Raw genomic sequence first — 17,515 nt, forward strand, 5'->3', positions numbered from 1 at the left:
AGCAGATTGCCTGCGAGAGAACAGCGACGGAGACTCCGTCGCTGTTTTTTATTCCGGCGCAAAGTCTTGCTGAACCCGCGCGCGTCGATCACCGATCGATATGCAACCGCCGGATATACGACTCGCAGAACGTCGAGAAGCGTCGCACCACCTGACGCGGCTTCATCGCGTTGGATTGCGCGATGCCGAGCGTGGTGGCATTCACGTCGTCCTTGAAACGCTTGATCACGAAGTCCTCGCCATCCACGGTGCGGTTCGATTTCAGCGGGAAATTGAGGATGCTGTAACCCAGCCCGTTCGCCACCATGCCGCGCACCACTTCCGGCTGCGACGAGCGGAACGCGGCGACGGGACGGCTGCCGACCGCATCGAACAGCGCCGAAAAATACTCGCGGCTGTGCGGCAGATCCAGCATCACATACGGCTCGGACAACAGTTCCTCCAACGACACCTTGCGGGCGCGTGCGAGCCGGTGCGTCTTCGGGAGGATCACATACGGCGGCAACGACAGCAGCGGCGTAAAGGTGATGCCCTCGGTGATATCGAGGCTATAGGTCAGCGCAATGTCGAGCGAGCCGTCGTGCAGGCCGTTGAGCAACGTGTCCTGATGCGCCTCCACGGTGCGAAAGGCAATGCCCGCGTGATCCTGCACGAAACGGCTGATGATGCCGGGCATCAGCGGCGGCGCCAGCGAAACCAGGCAGCCGAGCGCAATGGTGCCGGTCATGCCGCCGTCCATTTCTTTCGCGGCCAATTGCAGGTCTTCGGCATTCTTCAGCAGATTGCGCGCGTGGCCCAGCAGGTCGCGGCCTGCCTGCGTGAGCGACAAACCGCTCGCGTGATGGCGAATGAACAACTGCACGCCGAACGATTCCTCGAGATCCGCCAGCGAGGTCGAGATGGACGGCTGCGAAATATGCAGGCGTTTCGCCGCCGCGGTGAACGACAGCGCCTCCGCCGTCACGACGAAATAGCGCAGCTGGCGCAGCGAGTAACGCAGCGGATTGCTTTCCATCCGTCCTCTCCTAAAACAGGTTTCCACTGGCTGCATTGTGATCCACACAAAATTTCCTTGCATAGAAAAAAACGATGCTATGGATTTTTTAAATATGTTTTTCCAAATCAGGCGGCCGGCGTACATTTTCTTCATGGTTGAGCGCCAGCGGCGGAACAGGCGCTCGCCATCCAACGCTTTTCAAAAGGAAACAGCGATGACTGCTGAAAAAATTTCAATCGATACGCTGGTGGTGGGGGCCGGTCAGGCCGGCGTCGCGATGAGTGAACACCTGAGCAAGCTCGGTGTGCCGCATCTCGTGCTGGAGCGCGATCGCATCGCCGAACGCTGGCGCACCGGGCGGTGGGATTCGCTGGTCGCCAACGGTCCGGCATGGCACGACCGCTTCCCTGGTCTGGAATTCGACGATCTCGACCCGGACGCGTTCGCGCCGAAAGAGCGGGTCGCCGACTATTTCGAGGCGTATGCCCGCAAGTTCAACGCACCGATCCGTACGGGCGTGGAAGTGACGAGCGTGGCCCGCCATGCGGGGCGGCCGGGATTTACCGTCGACACGTCGATGGGCGTGATCGAGGCCAGCCGTGTGGTGGTGGCGACCGGCCCGTTCCAGCGCCCGGTGATTCCGCCGATCGCGCCGCAAACGGGCACGCTCACGCAGATTCACTCGGCGGCTTATCGCAATCCACGGCAACTGCCCGAAGGCGGTGTGCTGGTGGTCGGCGCGGGCTCGTCCGGCGTGCAGATCGCGGAGGAATTGCAACGCGCGGGGCGGCAGGTTTACCTGTCGGTCGGCCCGCACGACCGTCCTCCACGCGCCTATCGCAATCGCGACTTCTGCTGGTGGCTCGGTGTGCTCGGCGAATGGGACAAAGAGGCGGCGCGGCCGGGTAAGGAACACGTGACGATCGCGGTCAGCGGTGCGCGCGGCGGCCATACCGTCGACTTCAGAGCGCTTGCGCATCAGGGCGTGACGCTGGTCGGTCTGACGAAGACCTTCGACGACGCGCGCGTCACGTTCGAAGCCGATCTGGCGATCAACCTCGCGCGCGGCGACGAGAACTATCTGTCGCTGCTGGACGCAGCGGACGCGTATATCGCCCGCAACGGCCTCGATCTGCCGGAAGAGCCGGAAGCGCGCCGCACGTTTGCGGACCCCGCCTGCGTGAGCGATCCGATTCTCGAACTCGATCTGGCCGCGGCCGGCGTGACCTCGATTGTTTGGGCGACAGGTTATGCGGTCGACTACGACTGGCTGCACGTCGACGCGTTCGACGCCAAAGGTAAGCCGCGGCATCAACGCGGCGTGTCGAGCGAACCCGGCGTCTATTTTCTGGGGTTGCCGTGGCTGTCGCGGCGCGGCTCCACGTTTATCTGGGGCGTGTGGCACGACGCCAAACATATCGCCGACCACATCGCCACGCAGCGCAAATACCTGTCGTATCGCGACGCGTCGCGACGCGTCGCAACGCGAAACGACGCCGCGTCGCAACGAAGCGCCCGTTAGCGAACCCGCCGAATCGCGAGTTCAACACGTCAACGAATTGGGAGTGAATTAATGCCGACTCATACACGCATCCGCATGTTCAACACGAAAGACACGTATCCGAACCAGTCGCTCGATAACGATCTCTGCCAGGCCGTTCGCGCCGGCAATACCGTCTATGTGCGCGGCCAGGTCGGCACGGATTTCGACGGCCGTCTGATCGGCCTCGGCGATCCGCAGGCGCAGGCGGAACAGGCGATGAAGAACGTCAAGCAACTGCTTTTAGAAGCGGGGAGCGACCTGTCTCACATCGTCAAGACGACGACGTATCTGATCGATTCGCGTTATCGCGAACCGGTCTATCAGGAAGTCGGCAAGTGGCTGAAGGGCGTATTCCCGATTTCCACCGGGCTGGTGGTCAGTGCGCTAGGTCAGCCGCAGTGGCTGATGGAAATCGACGTGATCGCGGTGATCCCGGACGGCTGGCAGGCGAACCACGCTTAAGGAGCAGGGCATGACATTCTCGATCATTGGACGCTGTCCGGGCACCGGCCAGCTTGGCATCGCCATCAGCTCGTCCAGCATCGCGGTCGGCGCGCGGTGCCCTTGGGTTCGCGCGGGCGTGGGCGCGGTCGCGACGCAGAACGTCACGCTGCCCGCGCTCGGGCCGCGGATTCTCGATGGCCTCGAAGAAGTGCCACTGGGCGAGCCGGCGACGGCTCTCGATCACGCGCTCGGCGCCGACGCGTGGCGCGCCTATCGCCAGGTAACGGTGATCGATAGTCAGGGACGTACCGCGTTTTTCAGCGGCGACGAAGCGCTGGGTCTCCACCATGCGGTGGCTGGCCAGCAGTGTGTCGCCGCAGGCAATCTGCTGGCGGATCGCGAGGTGATCGACGCGATGGTTCATGCCTTCGAGCAGGCGCCGGGGATGCTCGCGGATCGTCTGCTGTCGGCCATGCATGCCGCGATGGCGGCCGGCGGCGAAGCCGGGCCGGTGCATTCGGCGGCACTCAAGGTGGTCGGCGACGTGAGCTGGCCGATTGTCGATTTGCGGCTCGACTGGGCGGATGACGACCCGATCGGCAAGCTCGACGCGCTCTGGCAAGCGTATCGGCCGCAGATGCAGGACTATCTGACGCGCGCATTGAATCCCACGGCGGCGCCGGGCTACGGAGTGCCGGGCGATGAATAGGCTATCCAGTCGCGCGCTGCTCGAACAACTGATCGGCTTCGCGACGGTGAGCCGGGATTCGAATCTGGAACTGATCGCGTTCATCCGCGATTACCTCGCGGATCTCGGCGTGCGGAGCGAACTGTTCTACAACCCGGAGCGCACCAAGGCCAATCTGTTCGCCACGATCGGCCCGCCGGATCGCGGCGGGATCGTGCTGTCCGGTCATACCGATGTCGTTCCCGTCGACGGGCAAGCGTGGACGGTGGAGCCGTTCCGGCTCACGGAGAACGACGGCCGTTTGTATGGTCGCGGCACGGCCGACATGAAAGGTTTTATCGCCGCCGTGCTGGCGGCCGTGCCTGCTTTTCTCGACCAGTCGCTCACCTTACCCATTCACCTCGCGTTCTCGTACGATGAAGAAGTGGGTTGCCTCGGTGTCCGGCCGATGCTGGCCGAACTGGCAAAGCGTGCGCACAAGCCGCGCCTGTGTTTGATCGGCGAACCGACCGGCATGAAACCGGTGCTCGGCCACAAAGGCAAACTCGCGATGCGTTGCCGGGTGAAAGGTGCGGCGTGTCATTCGGCTTACGCGCCGTATGGCGTAAACGCGATCGAATACGCGGCGCGGCTGATCGGCCGCCTCGGGCAGATCGGCGCGCAATTGGCCCGGACCGAACATCACGATCGGCGTTTCGATCCGCCGTTCTCGACGGTGCAGACGGGTGTCATCAAAGGCGGCCGGGCGTTGAACATCGTGCCGGCGGAGTGCGAGTTCGATTTCGAGGTGCGTGCGCTGCCGGGCTTCGATGCGCAAGCGGTCCCGGACGAACTGCGCTCCTATGCCGACGCCGAATTGCTGCCGGCCATGCGCTCGGTGCAGGCCGACACCGACATTCATCTGCAAGCGCTGAGCGCCTACCCCGGACTGGCCACCTCGCCGGATAGCGAAGCGGCGCGTCTGTTGACGCTATTGAGCGGTTCGTCCGAGTTCGGCACGGTGGCGTTCGGCACAGAGGGCGGTTTGTTCGATGAAGCCGGTATTCCCACGGTGGTCTGTGGGCCTGGCAGCATGGATCAGGGACACAAACCGGACGAATTCGTCACGGTTCAGCAACTCAGCGATTGCGACGCGATGCTGGCTCGGCTGGCGGGCTATCTTGCCGACACTCGCGCGGCGGAACAGACCACACGCTAAAGCGGCCGGCGCGGTCCGCGCGTGCTTCACGCGTGTTCGGCCACAAGCTCATTGAGCCAAGGCCTCAGACCGCCTAGCGTGAATCCTCCGTCTACCAGCAAGCTTTGTCCGGTGACGAAACGGGCGTCGTCCGAGAGCAGCCAGAGCACCACGTCGGCGATATCTTCCGGTTGACCGATGCGCCGCAGCGGCGTGTGTGATAGAAAAGGCCGCATCGCACGTTCGTCTCCTAGCGCCGCTTCCGCCATGGGCGTGGCGATCACGCCCGGGCTCACGTTATTGATGCGGATATTGCGCGAACCCACTTCCATGGCGACGGCACGCATCATTGCATCGAGCGCTCCTTTGCTCGCTGCGTAAGCCGACGTGCCTGGCAGCGCGCCCTGCGCCGTCCACGACGACGTGTTGACGATTGCGCCGGCCACCCCAGCGGCCAGCATTGCCCGTAACTCGTGCTTCACGCACAGCGCCGCGCCGCGAAAATTGGTCGCCATGACCGCGTCGAAATCCTCCGACTCCATGTCGACGATAGGTTGCAGGGCGCCCAGCATCCCCGCATTGTTCCATGCCATATGCAGTGCGCCGAACGTGGCGACGCTGCGTTCGACCATTTTGCGTACCGCGTCGGCGTCGGTGACGTCGGTCGGAATCGCGAGCGCGCGGCCGCCGTCGTTCTCGATGGTGGCGGCCACGGCGTCGAGTTCGGCCGCGCGTCGGCCGGCTAGCACGACATTGGCGCCTCCGCGGCCGAAACGCAGCGCGGCGGCCTTGCCCATGCCGGTGCCCGCACCCGTGATCAGCACGGTGCGGCCGGCAAAGCGCGATGGGAAGAGGGCAGGCGAATGAGTTGTCATGCGGAGGCTCCATGAATGGCGCGCAAGGCGGAGTGCCTGGGTCGGCGCGGAAGCCTCAGTATGATTTAAAAGAAAACGGAGATAATCTGTGAGAATCTTGATTCTGTTGCAACTGAGAGTGTCAAATGGATCTTCTGGATAGCATGCGGGTGTTCGTTCGCGCGATCGATGCGGGAAGCCTCAGCGCGGCCGCCACAGACTGCGGCATGTCGTCGACGATGGCCGGTAACCATTTGCGCGCGCTGGAAAAACGCACCGGCATGAAACTGCTCAATCGCACGACACGGCGTCAGAGCCTCACGGAATTCGGCGAAAGCTATTACGTGCGCTGCCAGGAAATTCTGCGCCTCGTCGTCGCCGCCGACACCCACGCGGAAAACCGGCAGGCCGTGCCGAGCGGCACGCTGCGGCTGACGGCGCCCGTGTCGTTCGGCAGTGAAGTGCTGGCACCCGCGCTCGGCGATTACCTCGCGCGGTATCCGCAAGTCGAGGTCGACTTGTCGCTGAACGATCACACGGTCGATCTGCTGGAGCACGGTTTCGACGCTGCGATCCGGATTGGCGCGATTGCCGACGCGGGCCTGGTTGCGCGTCCGTTGGCGCCGTACCGGATGATGATCTGCGCGTCGCCCGCGTATCTTGCCGCGCGGGGAACACCGCAGCATCCCGACGATCTGGCCGGGCATGAATGCCTCGCGTTCAGTTCGTCGTCCGGCGCGCCGTGGCGGCTGAGCGGCGCCGATGGCGTGAGCCATGTCGCGGTCACCGGCCGTCTGCGGGTGAACCATGGTCAGGCGCTTCGCGTGGCCGCGTTGCAGGGCCTGGGTATCGTCTTGCAGCCCGCCGTGCTGCTGCAAGCGGATGTCGCCGCCGGGCGTCTCGTGCCACTGTTAGCCGCTTACGAATTGCCGAGCCGTCCCATGCATCTGGTTTACTTCGCGGATCATCGCTCGCCGAAGCTGCGGAGTTTTGTCGAGTTCGCGTTGCAGGTGTTTGGCGAATGACGTTGGCCTTGCGGTAAGAGGCTTGCCGATCTACGCTAGCCCGCATGTCGCTACGGAGTGTTCGCGCATGGACGAGTTGCTGACGATCCTCAAATACAGCGTCGCGATCGTGCTCGTGTCGTCGCTGGTCGAGGCGGTCGTGCTCACCATTCGGCGCGGCCGGCACGGCTACGACTGGCGCGCGGCGGCGGTGTCGGTGGTCGACTTCCTGGTGCGCGAATACCCGCTGCGCTGGTTGTTGCCGCTGGCCTTCTACAGCGACGCGATGAACTGGGTCTGGCACCACCGCCTCTGGACCGTGCCGATGAACCATTGGAGCGGCTGGGTCGCCTGCTTCATCGGTCAGGAGTTCTGCTACTACTGGTTTCATCGCGCGGCGCATCGCACGCGCTGGTTCTGGTGCAACCACGCGGTCCATCACTCGCCGAATCAACTGACGCTGTCGGCGGCCTATCGTTTCGGATGGGCTGGGCGCCTCGCCGGTTCGCAACTGTTCTTCCTGCTCGCGCCGTTGCTCGGCATGCCGCCGCGTGTCGTGCTGACCTTTCTGTCGCTCAACCTGCTGTACCAGTTCTGGATCCACGCCACCTGGATTCCGCGCCTCGGGCCGCTGGAGTGGATACTGAACACGCCGTCCGCGCATCGCGTGCATCACGCGTCGAACCTCGAATACCTGGACGGCAACTACGGCGGTGCGCTGATCGTGTTCGACCGGCTTTTCGGCACCTATATCGCGGAGCGGCGCGACACGCCATGCCGTTACGGCCTCGTGCAGCCGGTCACGACCTACAACTTGCTGACGATCGAATTCGACCACTGGCGCGCACTGTGGCGTGACCTGAAGACCGCACGCTCGCCGGGCGAAGTCTGCGGCTATCTGTTCAAGCCGCCCGGTTGGCGGCCCGGCGGCGACGGTGCGACCACCGAAGATCTACGACGCCGCGCCAGCCCCTCGTAAGTCGCCAGGGAAATACCCTGGCGCTCTTGCCTCCATCGTGCACGCGAAGGTTTGCCGCCGCAGTTTCCGTTTGTTTTCCGTTCCTAAGCAACGTCTCCCTGACTTGTCCCGGCCATATTTCTGTCACGCCACGTTAAGTGCCGCACAGAGCGTTGCCCAAAGATGACGCAAATTCGGTCGACGCCGCATCCGCCCTGATCGCCAAGACATCACGCCATCCGGGGACCAAGCGACCAGGGAGGGGAGACAGTGAGATCGATCAGGGTTGCGGCTTTCTCGGTGCGAGGGGGCCTCGGGCCGAGTGCGCCCACCTGGGTGTTGTTGCAGCAGATTGTCGTACGCGGTCTCGTGGCGGTGAAGTTTCTTGCGCTGGGGCGCATTCTCGGGCCGTCGGCGATAGGCAGCGTCAGCATTGCGCTGCTCGCGGTGGCGATCGCGGAATCGCTGTCCGACACCGGGCTGGCGCAGGCGGTGATCCAGGGGCGCGACACGCCCACGCATCAGGAACTCGGCGCGGTCTGGACCACGCTGACGACACGCGGCGTCGTGGTCGCGCTGCTGCTGGTCGCACTCGCGCCGGTGATGAATCGCCAGTTTCACCTCGGCAATGCCCTTACGCTGCTGCAACTCGCGGCGGCGTTGCCGCTGATTCGCGGTCTCGCTTCGCCCGCTTACTTCGTCGTGCAACGTAATCGCGGTTTTCAGCAGCTTGCGGGAATCGAGACGGCCGCGGCGTTCGTCGACTGTTGCACCGGACTCGCTCTCGCGCTCGGCGGCGCGGGCGCGTATTCGCTGCTGATCGGGATGATCGTCGGCGATACGCTGAAAAGCCTGCTGACCTGGCTCACGATGCGGCCGCGGCCGCCGATCCGGCTCGCGTGGGCCGGCATTGGCCATTACATCGACTTCAGCCGCTGGATCTGGGCGGGCAGTGTGGTCAACCTGCTGCTCAACCAGTTCGACAAGGTGATTGTCGGCAAGCTGCTCGGGCCGGCGCAACTCGGCGCCTATCAGATGTCGTCGAAGCTCGCGCAGATGCTGCTGACCGACGCCGCGTTCGCGATGGGTCAGTATCTGTTTCCGACGTTTTCCGCACAACACCGGCACGACGCGCGCATCGCCGCGCGGCGCGTCAGGCTGTATCTGATGATCGTGGCCGGTGGCCTCGCGATTTTCGTCTTGCTGCTGCGAATGATCGCCGAACCGCTGTTCTCGTTCATTCTCGGGCCCGCGTGGATGTCGGCCGTGCCGCTCTTCAAGATATTCGTCATCAACATGGCGATCGGTGCGTTGATCGCGGTGTTCGTCGCTTACCTGCGCGCGGTGGGCGATGCGAAGGCGGTGACGCATGCATCGCTGATCCAGATGGTGCTGCTGATCGCGATCGTGCCGCCCATGACGCACTACTGGGGCGTGACGGGCGTCGCGTGGTCGATGACGATCGGCATGGGCTCGGCCGCTACATGGATGTTGTATCGCACGTTGCGGCGGCACGATGCGCGCCCTGTGCCGCCGGTTGGCTGACCGACGGTCAGGGCACGGGTAATGGAAGGGGCCCGGCGCGAGCGCACGGTATGATCCCACTTTACTTCCGCTCGATTCCGGCATGCTCGCGCTCAAACTCACGCTAGTCCCGTTGTTTCTGCTGATCGTTTCGATGTCGGGCAAGTGGTGGGGGCCTTCCATCGCCGGCTGGTTGGCGGGCCTGCCGGTGGTCGCGGGGCCGATTCTGTATCTGCTCGTGCTCGCGCACGGGCCCGCTTTCGGCGCGCGGGCCGCGACGCTATCGCTGTCCGCGATTCTCGCTTCGGAAGCCTTCAATTTCGCCTACGCATGGACCTGTCGCTCACGCTCATGGCCGCTTGCATTGGCGAGTGGATTGATCGCGTGGATCGTGGCCGCGTTCGGCCTGTCCTGGTTGCCTGCGTCGCCGTTATGGGCCGCTATCGTGGCACTCGTCGCGGTGTGTTGCGGCCAGTCGTTCCTGCCGCGCGGTTCGGCGGTCGCGGCCGGTGCGCCGCTGTCGCGCGCCGACCTGATCGGGCGGATGGTGGCCGGCGCGCTGTTGACGCTGCTGGTCACGTCGTTGTCGGGACGGGTGGGCGCCGCGTGGAGCGGTTTGCTCGCGGTCTTTCCGCTGCTCGGCATCGTGCTGTCGGTGTCGTCGCATCGGGCGCATGGTCCGGACTTCGTCGTTTCGCTGCTGCGCGGCATGGTGCTCGGGCGGTTTTCGTTTGCTGCGTTCTGCTTGCTGCTGTCGTTCGTGTTGCCTTATCAGCGCCCTCTGGTCGCGTTTATCGAGGCCGCGTTACTGGCAATGTTCGTGCAGTGGTGCACGAAGCGGCTCGCGACGACGCCGCGCGCATCAGGTGTGAGTGATCGCCATGAAGGCGGCCCACGACAACAGCGCCACACCGAACGGCGCGCTTAACCGCCGGCCCCAACGTACGTTCTTTTCGATCGCCATCACGGCCGCCAGCAGAAGCATCCAGCCGAGGCTGCCGGTGCCGAGTGCGAACATCAGCAGCATCAACGCCCAGCAGCAACCGACGCAGAACAGTCCGTGGTGCGCGCCGAGCGCGAACGCGTGGCGGCCTTGCGCGTGCCCACGCCAGTGCTCGATCACGAAACTCAGCGGCGTGCGGCACTTGTCCATGCAACGATGCTTGAGCTTGCTGAACTGGAATGCACCGGCCAATCCGACGATCGCGACGCCTATCGTCCAGCCATGCCACGCGAGGGCGGGCACGCGGGCAAACAGTGCGAACACGCCGCCGTGAAGTAGATGCGCCACGAGTCCGAAAGCGCCCCACACCGTCATGTAGCCGAGGCTGAGCAGCATGAGGAGGCGAGCATGATCGGGACGTTGCGCCGTCAGGCGGTCGAATGTGTCGAACAGAGGCAACGTGCTTGGCAGCATCATGGCCGCTGTCATCAGAATCCACGCGATGGCGTAGAGCAGCACGGGCAACACGATGTTGCCGGCGGGCACGGCGCGGCATAGAAACGCCGCCGGCCCCGCGGCGGTCCAGTCGCCGTGGTCGAGATAGCGTCCATATGGACTGCGCCCCCAGGCCCACAACAATGCCCAGGCCAGCGCGATCAACGCAGCCAGGACCGGCACGAACACGTGGTTATGGCGCGAGGAGCCGGGCGGTGCCCGGCTTGCCGGCGCGTTCATGCGTCGAAGACGAAGGTGCTCTGCAGCGCGTTATGGTTCTTGATATTGAGGTCGATGCCGAGCGCCGCGTTTTTCGATCGATAGGTGGGCGCCTTGCCGACGAACACCGGCGCGCCCGGCACGGTGGAAAACACCGTGTCGGAGAGGGTCGTCTGGCCGCCGGTTGCACCCGAGTAAGGTTCGAGTTCCGCGTAGTAGTTCGCGCCGATTTCGAGTTCGCCCTTGCCCGCGACGACCGTAAAGCGGATCGGCGCGCGCTCCACCGACACTACCTGACCGATCAGTTTGGCCAGGTCGGCGACCGGGCCGCCGGCCTGGCCGGTGTAGACCTTCAGTAGCGCGGCTTCCTGCGCCGGCGACGCCTGATCGTCGATATAGATCGCGGCGGTCCAGTTGCCTTGCAGGATATTGCCGGGGACATGCGCGACGGCCGCGATGGTATTGCCGCCGACATCCACGCCTTCAATCGTTCCTTGGTCGATGTGCCATGCGACGATGGTGTCGCAGGTTCCGTTGTCGGGGTCCTCGCCGATCCAGCAGGGACACAGAACCTTGCAATTGCACACCTCGAGTAGACGTCCTTCCAGGTGATAGCTCATACGAATCTCCATGTGGAGGCACGCAAAACACCTTCTTGCCGCCGTCGTAAAACGGCCGCAAGGGGAAGTAATTGTCCGGCCGTGAAGTCGTCGGCGTCAATCGCTTTCACCGTGATACGAGCGGGCTGGCGCGTCGTCGTCAAGCCTGACGGCCCGCCATCACGCCGCCGTCCACCGGCAGCACCGTACCCGTGATCCACGACGCGCGCGGCGACGCGAGGAACAGGATCGCTTCGGCGATATCGGCGGGCTGCCCATTGCGGCCGAGCGGATGAAACGCGTTGAACGACGGCAGTGTGTCCTTCACCTGCTCCTCGCTCATAAACGTGTTGTAGACCGGTGTTTCGACGACGGCGGGCGCGACCGTGTTGATGCGGATGTTCGCCGACGCGAGTTCGATCGCGAGGTTGCGAGTCAGCGCATGCACGCCCGCGTTCGCCGCCGAATAAGCCGCCGACGGTGTCGCGCCGATCGCCTGCAAGGCCCATAGCGAGCCGGTCTGAACGATCGCGCCGCCGCCGCGAAGTTTCATGGCGCGCGCCGCAGCCTGCGCCATGAAAAACTTGCCCTTCAGAATGATGTCGAGGAACCAGTCGTACTCCGACTCGTCGACATCGAGAAAAGCCTTCGGACGGAACACGCCCGCGTTGTTGATCAGAATGTCGACGCCGCCGAAGGCGTGTGTCGCGAGATCGACCAGCGCGTTCGCGGTCGCGGGGGACGCAATGTCGCCCGCCAGTGTGCGCACCTTGGCACCGGTCGGATCGATTTCGCTGGCGGCCTGCGCGAGTTTGTGCGCGTCGCGGCCACCTATCACCACCGACGCGCCGGCGTCGACCAGACGTCGCGCGACTTCCTTGCCGATCCCCGAGCCGCCGCCGGTGACGATCGCTACATTAGAAGAAAAACTGTTCATGATGATTCTCCGTGATAAGAATGGGGATCGCGCCGCGTGTCTTGGCTTCGTCGCTTTTTCCACAAAATTTCTCTTAATTCATGGCGTTATTATTGGCACGCCAGCCAATCCGGGCAAATGAGATAATCTTCGCGATCAGTAAAGAAAATCTTTTAATCATGAAGTCACCCGTCTACCTGAACGCGATGCGCGCCTTCGAGGCGAGCGCCCGGCATCAGAGCTTTTCCGCTGCGGCGCTGGAGCTCAACGTGACACCGGCGGCCATCGGGCAACTGGTACGCAGTCTCGAAGACTGGCTCGGCACGCCGCTGTTCCATCGCGGCAGCAGTGGCCGCGCGCGTCTCATGCCGACAGAAGTGGCGCAGCGCGCGTTGCCGGACATTCGAGCGGGATTCGATCGGCTGAATCTGGGGCTGTCGCGTTTGACGGAGGGGTCGGCGAACGGCGTGCTGACCGTTACGGTGAGTCCGGCGTTCGCGGCGAAGTGGCTGCTACCGCGTATCGACCGGTTTCAGTCGGCATGGCCGGAGACGGACGTGCGGCTCGACACGAGCCTCAAGCTTCTCGATTTCGTTGCGCAGGGGATTGATATCGGCGTGCGCTACGGCGCCGGTTCATGGGCCGGCCTGACGGCGCAAAAGCTGATGGAAGAGGAGCTTTATCCGGTTTGTTCGCCGGTGCTGCTGCAAAACAGCCGCCGCTTGCGCAAGCCGGCCGATCTCGCCGGGCAGACGCTGATTCACGATCAATCGGTGGAAAGTCACGTGGGCTTCGCGACATGGGACGCCTGGCTCGACGCCGCCGGCGTGAAAGGCGTAGCGACCAAACGGGGTTTGCGGATCAACAACTCCGCCGCGGTGCTGCAGGCCGCGATAGATGGACACGGCGTCGCGCTGGCCCGCAGTGTCATGGCTAGCGACGACCTGGCGGCGGGGCGGCTGGTGCGTCTCTTTCCCGAGGTGGCGTTGACCTCGGCGCTGGCGTATTACGTCGTGTACCGGCCGGAATGCGGTGGGCTACCGAAGCTGGCGGCGTTTCGCGACTGGCTGGTCGAGGAAGTGTCGGCCGCCTGAATTAGCTTCGGCCGCCGCGCGTTTGCCATTCGCGGGCGACGGCGGGCGGTGTGTATCCGCGCGCCGTCGCCTTCGCACTTACAGGTAGCTGCAAACGTAGTCGAGCGTCTCGACCACGTCGATATCGAAGCGGCTCTTGCCCGGCACCGAGAACGACTCGCCCGCGCCATACGTTTGCCACGTGTCGCTGCCTTCCAGGCGGATGCGGCATTGGCCCGCCTGCACTTCCATGAGTTCCGGCGCGTCGGTGCCGAAGTTCAGCGTGCCCGGCAGAATCACGCCGAGCGTCTTGCGTGAGCCGTCGGCGAACAGAACGGTATGCGAGACACACTTGCCGTCGAAGTAGACGTTGGCGCGTTTGATAACGGAAACTTGATCGAATTGCGTGGCGGCCGTCATGGCGGTCTTCCTCCTGCGTAGGGTGAATGAAATGGCGAATGAATGCGTTGGCGCGCGGTGGCCGTGATGGCGGCCGCAGATAAGGCGAGCCGCCTGGCTGTGCGGTCCGGCGCGGAGCCGCCATCATACAGGCTGGCGGCGGTGCGGTTTGCCGTGCCCAGTAAAGTTGTAAAGCTGAATTTTGTTTGAGCAGAATGCGTTTTCAGTTCTTTTCAATGGTCCAATACGCCCGAGGCAAACAGGCGTGGCGGATTACGCAACGAATCGGGTTCACCGTTCTCGAGGTGCTGGATGGTTTCTGAAAACCCATGAGTATGTCGACATTCCCCGAACGCTCACTTCGTTCGAACTGGCTGCCGGCCGGCGTGCTTCTGGGCGTCGGCGCGCTGATCGCGTCGCGGGCGGGATTAGATAGGGTCTTCGATGCCGTCACCGGCGGCATGCCGTGGGCTCGCGTCGGGTTGTTTCTTGTGCTCGGAGTGGTCGGGATTTATTGTGCTCAGCGCAGCGGCTTGCAACTGGCGGCTCACGGTCTTCGTCATCCGCTTCCGCTCGCCTTTGGCATTGCTCTGTTCGTCGCGCTTTACGTGGCGTTCGTCGATCTTGTTCTGTTTCGGCACTTGCTGCCTGCGACTTACGTCGCCTATTTTTCCGGGGCTACGCTGACTGCGCGTCTGACTTACTTCATGCTGCGCGCGTTCAATGAGAACATTTTCTACCGCCTGTTTTTCATGTCGACGGTGGTGTGGGTTCTTGGACTTGTCTGCCGGGATTCCCAAGGGCGATTGCCGAACGCGGCTTACTGGTTCGCCATTATCCTTGCGCAAGCTGTACCGATGCTGATCAACGAGGCGCCGTTTTATCCGCCGCACCTGACACCGGTTTTTTTGGTGTATGTGGTTGTGCGGTTCATTCTGGCGGGTGTTTTGTGGGGCTTTCTCTACTGGAAATATGGTTTCGTCACGGCGGAAACCGCGCACGTTAGCACCCATGTTTTTTTGCAGCCGATCATGGGGTTGGTGCTAGGTCCGGGGTGACGAGGAACGGGATGCGGCGAATCTAACGGAGAACCACTTATGCGAAGATTCGCGGCGAACGATGCGTCCATCGCGACGCATGCCCCGCGCGAACATCGAGGAATCAAACTTGAGTCTGGTGAAACGCATTGTCGTCGGCTTGCTTGGCCTGATTGTTCTGGTTGCGTTGGCACTCATCGCGCTGCACCGCAACGGCGCGATAGAAACCGACGTGATGATCGACCGTTCGCCGCAAGCGGTCTGGCGAGTTCTCACCGCGACTGCCGACTACCCCGCATGGAATCCCGAGATTTCGCGGTTGGATGGACAACTCCGCGAAGGCAACGTGATTGAATTCGCCGAGGGCACGGGGCCGGACGCCATGGTGTTTCATCCGCGAATTCTGGTGGTTCGGCCGGAGCGGGAGTTGCGGTGGAAGGGGTCCATATGGTTTCCGGGTTTCTTCGACGGCGAGCACTGGTTTGTTCTTGAACCGATGGGCAACAGGACACGCTTCGTTCAAGGCGAAACCTTCAGCGGCCTTCTCGTTGGGCGCCTGACTTCCGGTGTTCTGAAAGACACGGTCGACAGCATGCGCGAGATGAACGAAGCGTTGAAGCGACGCGCCGAGCAGGGGTCCGCGCCTTTACCGGATCGGTCGAAAGACATGCTCCGGCAGAAGCACGCCGGGTAACGCGGGCGCGCGTCGTCGCTCAGGGCGTTGCGGACGCCAGCGCGTCCAGGTCCGCGCGGTTAACCGCGGCGTCCTGCCAACGCGCCACATAGTCGGGCGTGCCGCGCGGCGCGGCGACCACCACGGGCATTGCCGGTTGCAGCGCTAGCGGTAGCACGCCGGCCCACACCGGCAGATCCAGATCGGCTTCGTCGTCTTCTGGCCCGCCGGTGCTGATCTTGCATGCGGCTTCGTCGAGCGGAATGCGCAGGATGGTGGTCGCGGCCAGTTCGTTGGCGTCGCCTGGACGGGCCTCGTGCGAACGACCCGGCGCGATGTGCTCCATCAGGGTGTCGAGCGCCGCGGACTTGAACGCGTCTGCTACCACGTCGAATTCGCCGTAGATAACCGCCGAACGATAGTTCATTGAATGATTGAACGCCGAGCGCGCTAGCACCAGACCGTCGAGGTGCGTGATCGTCACGCAAACCTGCGCGCGGCTGGCTGCCAGCTTGAGCATGCGGCTGCCGTTGGAGCCGTGAATGTACAGATGATCGCCGTCGCGCCAGCAGGCGGTGGGGATGCAGTGCACGCCGTGGTCGTCGGCGAAGGCGACGTGGCACATATACGCGGCGTCGATGACCGCGTGGAGCGTAGCGCGGTCATAATGGCCCCGCTGCGCGAGGCGGCGAATGCGGCTGCGCTCGGATGGCGGCGAGGCTTCAGTGGCGGTCATGGCGTAACTCCGTGCGTTTAATCGGGAAGGCTCACACGATAAGAAAATCGCGCCACGATTTGTAGATCCACGAATAACGCTATTTTTAGAGCCATGATAATGAACCTGACGTTCGCGGATACAGCCCACGGCGACGCCGACACACGGGTTCAGATCGGGTTCTCTACGCGGCAATCGCAACGAGTGTTGCGCATGGATCGAACCGGCCTACCGCGCCGGCCCCTGGATCCGATCGATCTGCTCATTGAGCCGCGTAATCGAATTCGACAGAAACGTCGCCCTCGCGTCGAGCCGGCTAAGCAGCAACGTCACGACCAGAATGGCGATCGACAACGGAATGATCGCGAGCGCCAGCCACTGAGGTTTGATGCCGCCCGCCGCACCGCAAATCGAGCCGAGCGGAAAGTCCGCCGCGGCCATACCGGTGTAATGCATGCCTGCAATGGCAATGCCCATCACACAAGCCGCGCCAATGCGTTTGCGCATTAAACGGTTAGGCCCCGCGCCGCGCAGCGTATTGGCAAGCCAGAGCGCCGCCGTGGAGGCGGCGATCGCAATCAGAATCGATGCGGCGAAAATGGTGGGCTCGTACTGAATAGGCGGATTCATTTTCATCGCGACCATGCCGAGGTAGTGCATGCCGGAAATGCCGAGACCCATGAGCGTGCCGCCGGCGATTAAGCCCGACATTTTCAGGCGATCGAGCGTGACGACATGCAACGCGAACCACGAAACGAGAATGGCAATGACGAGCGAGTAACAGGTCACCGCGAAATCATAGCCAATTGGAATACTTAGGGAAAACGAGAGCATGCCGATAAAGTGCATCGACCAGATACCGATCCCCATGGCCAATGCGCCACCGGCCAGCCAGATATGCCGGGAACGTGAGTAGGCGAGTAAGGAAATACGGTCGGCGAGATCCAGTGCCGTATAGGACGCTAATGTCGCGACGACGAGCGAAAAGGCGACTAGGCCCAGGTTATAGCTGCTTTGCATAGATTGACGGCTTTCAGAAGAGCTCGACGAGTAATGGAGGACAACCTCGCAGGACTCTTCGTTGACGAAGAGCCTGACCCTGTACATCACGCTGGCCTGTGCGTTGATCGATTCGTTTATTTAGTGTCTTTGCCGTTGCCGCGGTGCAGCCGGCGTGCCGTTTATTTTGCTTCTGGTCGACGCGATATGGATTACGATAAAGCACTCCTGAATCTAAAGCAAGTACGTCGGATGCCT

Annotated in this window: 19 protein-coding genes; 11 read left to right on the top strand and 8 right to left on the bottom strand. The window is 63.1% G+C overall.

Going from position 1 to position 17,515, the window contains the following annotated elements; genetic code table 11:
* Positions 1-88: 88 nt before the first annotated feature.
* Positions 89-1,015: a LysR family transcriptional regulator gene (locus B0G83_RS04150; protein WP_105506121.1), complete on the bottom strand. Its 927-nt coding sequence runs from the start codon at positions 1,013-1,015 to the stop codon at positions 89-91.
* 196 nt (positions 1,016-1,211) lie between these two features.
* Here B0G83_RS04150 and B0G83_RS04155 point away from each other — a divergent pair, with 196 nt between their 5' ends.
* From B0G83_RS04155 to argE, 4 genes are read left to right on the top strand one after another with little or no spacing between them, the layout of a single operon-like run.
* Complete coding sequence (locus B0G83_RS04155) at positions 1,212-2,519, top strand: NAD(P)/FAD-dependent oxidoreductase (RefSeq protein ID WP_105506122.1); 1,308 nt, start codon at positions 1,212-1,214, stop codon at positions 2,517-2,519.
* Positions 2,520-2,570: 51 nt separating this feature from the next.
* Positions 2,571-3,002, top strand: coding sequence for a RidA family protein (locus B0G83_RS04160; RefSeq protein WP_105506123.1), 432 nt, complete (start codon positions 2,571-2,573; stop codon positions 3,000-3,002).
* Between the two features lie 10 nt (positions 3,003-3,012).
* Positions 3,013-3,693 (top strand): DUF1028 domain-containing protein, encoded by a 681-nt coding sequence (locus B0G83_RS04165; RefSeq protein WP_105506124.1) that lies wholly within the window; start codon positions 3,013-3,015, stop codon positions 3,691-3,693.
* The gene (argE, locus tag B0G83_RS04170; RefSeq protein ID WP_105506125.1) at positions 3,686-4,870 is read left to right on the top strand and encodes an acetylornithine deacetylase; all 1,185 of its coding nucleotides are present in this window, start codon (positions 3,686-3,688) and stop codon (positions 4,868-4,870) included. The genes B0G83_RS04165 and argE overlap by 8 nt, the downstream gene beginning before the upstream one ends.
* A gap of 26 nt (positions 4,871-4,896) precedes the next feature.
* Here the strand turns inward: argE and B0G83_RS04175 are convergent, their stop codons facing one another.
* Positions 4,897-5,724 (bottom strand): SDR family NAD(P)-dependent oxidoreductase, encoded by an 828-nt coding sequence (locus B0G83_RS04175; protein WP_105506126.1) that lies wholly within the window; start codon positions 5,722-5,724, stop codon positions 4,897-4,899.
* 125 nt (positions 5,725-5,849) lie between these two features.
* On the opposite strand from B0G83_RS04175, the gene B0G83_RS04180 reads away from it, so the two are divergent.
* The 4 genes from B0G83_RS04180 (at position 5,850) to B0G83_RS04195 (ending at position 10,117) form a co-directional block, all read left to right on the top strand.
* On the top strand, positions 5,850-6,728 hold the full coding sequence (locus B0G83_RS04180) for a LysR family transcriptional regulator (RefSeq protein ID WP_105506127.1): 879 nt from the start codon (positions 5,850-5,852) through the stop codon (positions 6,726-6,728).
* A 67-nt stretch (positions 6,729-6,795) separates the two neighbouring features.
* On the top strand, positions 6,796-7,686 hold the full coding sequence (locus B0G83_RS04185) for a sterol desaturase family protein (RefSeq protein WP_105506128.1): 891 nt from the start codon (positions 6,796-6,798) through the stop codon (positions 7,684-7,686).
* Between the two features lie 249 nt (positions 7,687-7,935).
* The gene (locus B0G83_RS04190) at positions 7,936-9,210 is read left to right on the top strand and encodes an oligosaccharide flippase family protein (protein ID WP_105506129.1); all 1,275 of its coding nucleotides are present in this window, start codon (positions 7,936-7,938) and stop codon (positions 9,208-9,210) included.
* Positions 9,211-9,292: 82 nt separating this feature from the next.
* On the top strand, positions 9,293-10,117 hold the full coding sequence (locus B0G83_RS04195; protein WP_105506130.1) for a hypothetical protein: 825 nt from the start codon (positions 9,293-9,295) through the stop codon (positions 10,115-10,117).
* Here B0G83_RS04195 and B0G83_RS04200 read toward each other — a convergent pair.
* The 3 genes from B0G83_RS04200 to B0G83_RS04210 all read right to left on the bottom strand — a co-directional run bounded on the left by B0G83_RS04200 (position 10,052) and on the right by B0G83_RS04210 (position 12,382).
* Positions 10,052-10,867 (bottom strand): DUF2182 domain-containing protein, encoded by an 816-nt coding sequence (locus B0G83_RS04200; RefSeq protein WP_105506131.1) that lies wholly within the window; start codon positions 10,865-10,867, stop codon positions 10,052-10,054. The genes B0G83_RS04195 and B0G83_RS04200 overlap by 66 nt on opposite strands.
* Positions 10,864-11,466, bottom strand: coding sequence for a DUF1326 domain-containing protein (locus tag B0G83_RS04205; RefSeq protein WP_105506580.1), 603 nt, complete (start codon positions 11,464-11,466; stop codon positions 10,864-10,866). The genes B0G83_RS04200 and B0G83_RS04205 overlap by 4 nt, the downstream gene beginning before the upstream one ends.
* 139 nt (positions 11,467-11,605) lie before the next feature.
* Positions 11,606-12,382 (bottom strand): SDR family NAD(P)-dependent oxidoreductase, encoded by a 777-nt coding sequence (locus B0G83_RS04210; RefSeq protein WP_105506132.1) that lies wholly within the window; start codon positions 12,380-12,382, stop codon positions 11,606-11,608.
* Positions 12,383-12,540: 158 nt separating this feature from the next.
* Between B0G83_RS04210 and gcvA the strand changes: the two genes are divergently transcribed.
* Positions 12,541-13,455 (top strand): transcriptional regulator GcvA, encoded by a 915-nt coding sequence (gene gcvA / locus B0G83_RS04215; protein WP_105506133.1) that lies wholly within the window; start codon positions 12,541-12,543, stop codon positions 13,453-13,455.
* A gap of 78 nt (positions 13,456-13,533) precedes the next feature.
* On the opposite strand, the gene B0G83_RS04220 is transcribed toward gcvA, so the two are convergent.
* Positions 13,534-13,854 (bottom strand): pyrimidine/purine nucleoside phosphorylase, encoded by a 321-nt coding sequence (locus B0G83_RS04220; protein ID WP_105506134.1) that lies wholly within the window; start codon positions 13,852-13,854, stop codon positions 13,534-13,536.
* A gap of 308 nt (positions 13,855-14,162) precedes the next feature.
* Here B0G83_RS04220 and B0G83_RS04225 point away from each other — a divergent pair, with 308 nt between their 5' ends.
* Positions 14,163-14,891 (top strand): hypothetical protein, encoded by a 729-nt coding sequence (locus B0G83_RS04225; RefSeq protein ID WP_146120154.1) that lies wholly within the window; start codon positions 14,163-14,165, stop codon positions 14,889-14,891.
* Positions 14,892-15,009: 118 nt separating this feature from the next.
* Complete coding sequence (locus B0G83_RS04230; RefSeq protein WP_258167750.1) at positions 15,010-15,564, top strand: SRPBCC domain-containing protein; 555 nt, start codon at positions 15,010-15,012, stop codon at positions 15,562-15,564.
* A gap of 19 nt (positions 15,565-15,583) precedes the next feature.
* Here the strand turns inward: B0G83_RS04230 and B0G83_RS04235 are convergent, their stop codons facing one another.
* Positions 15,584-16,279, bottom strand: coding sequence for a pyridoxamine 5'-phosphate oxidase family protein (locus B0G83_RS04235; protein WP_105506137.1), 696 nt, complete (start codon positions 16,277-16,279; stop codon positions 15,584-15,586).
* Positions 16,280-16,486: 207 nt separating this feature from the next.
* Positions 16,487-17,278, bottom strand: coding sequence for an MHYT domain-containing protein (locus B0G83_RS04240; RefSeq protein WP_105506138.1), 792 nt, complete (start codon positions 17,276-17,278; stop codon positions 16,487-16,489).
* Positions 17,279-17,515: the final 237 nt, after the last annotated feature.

It is taken from the genome of Paraburkholderia sp. BL21I4N1 (assembly GCF_002973525.1).
Classification (GTDB): domain Bacteria; phylum Pseudomonadota; class Gammaproteobacteria; order Burkholderiales; family Burkholderiaceae; genus Paraburkholderia.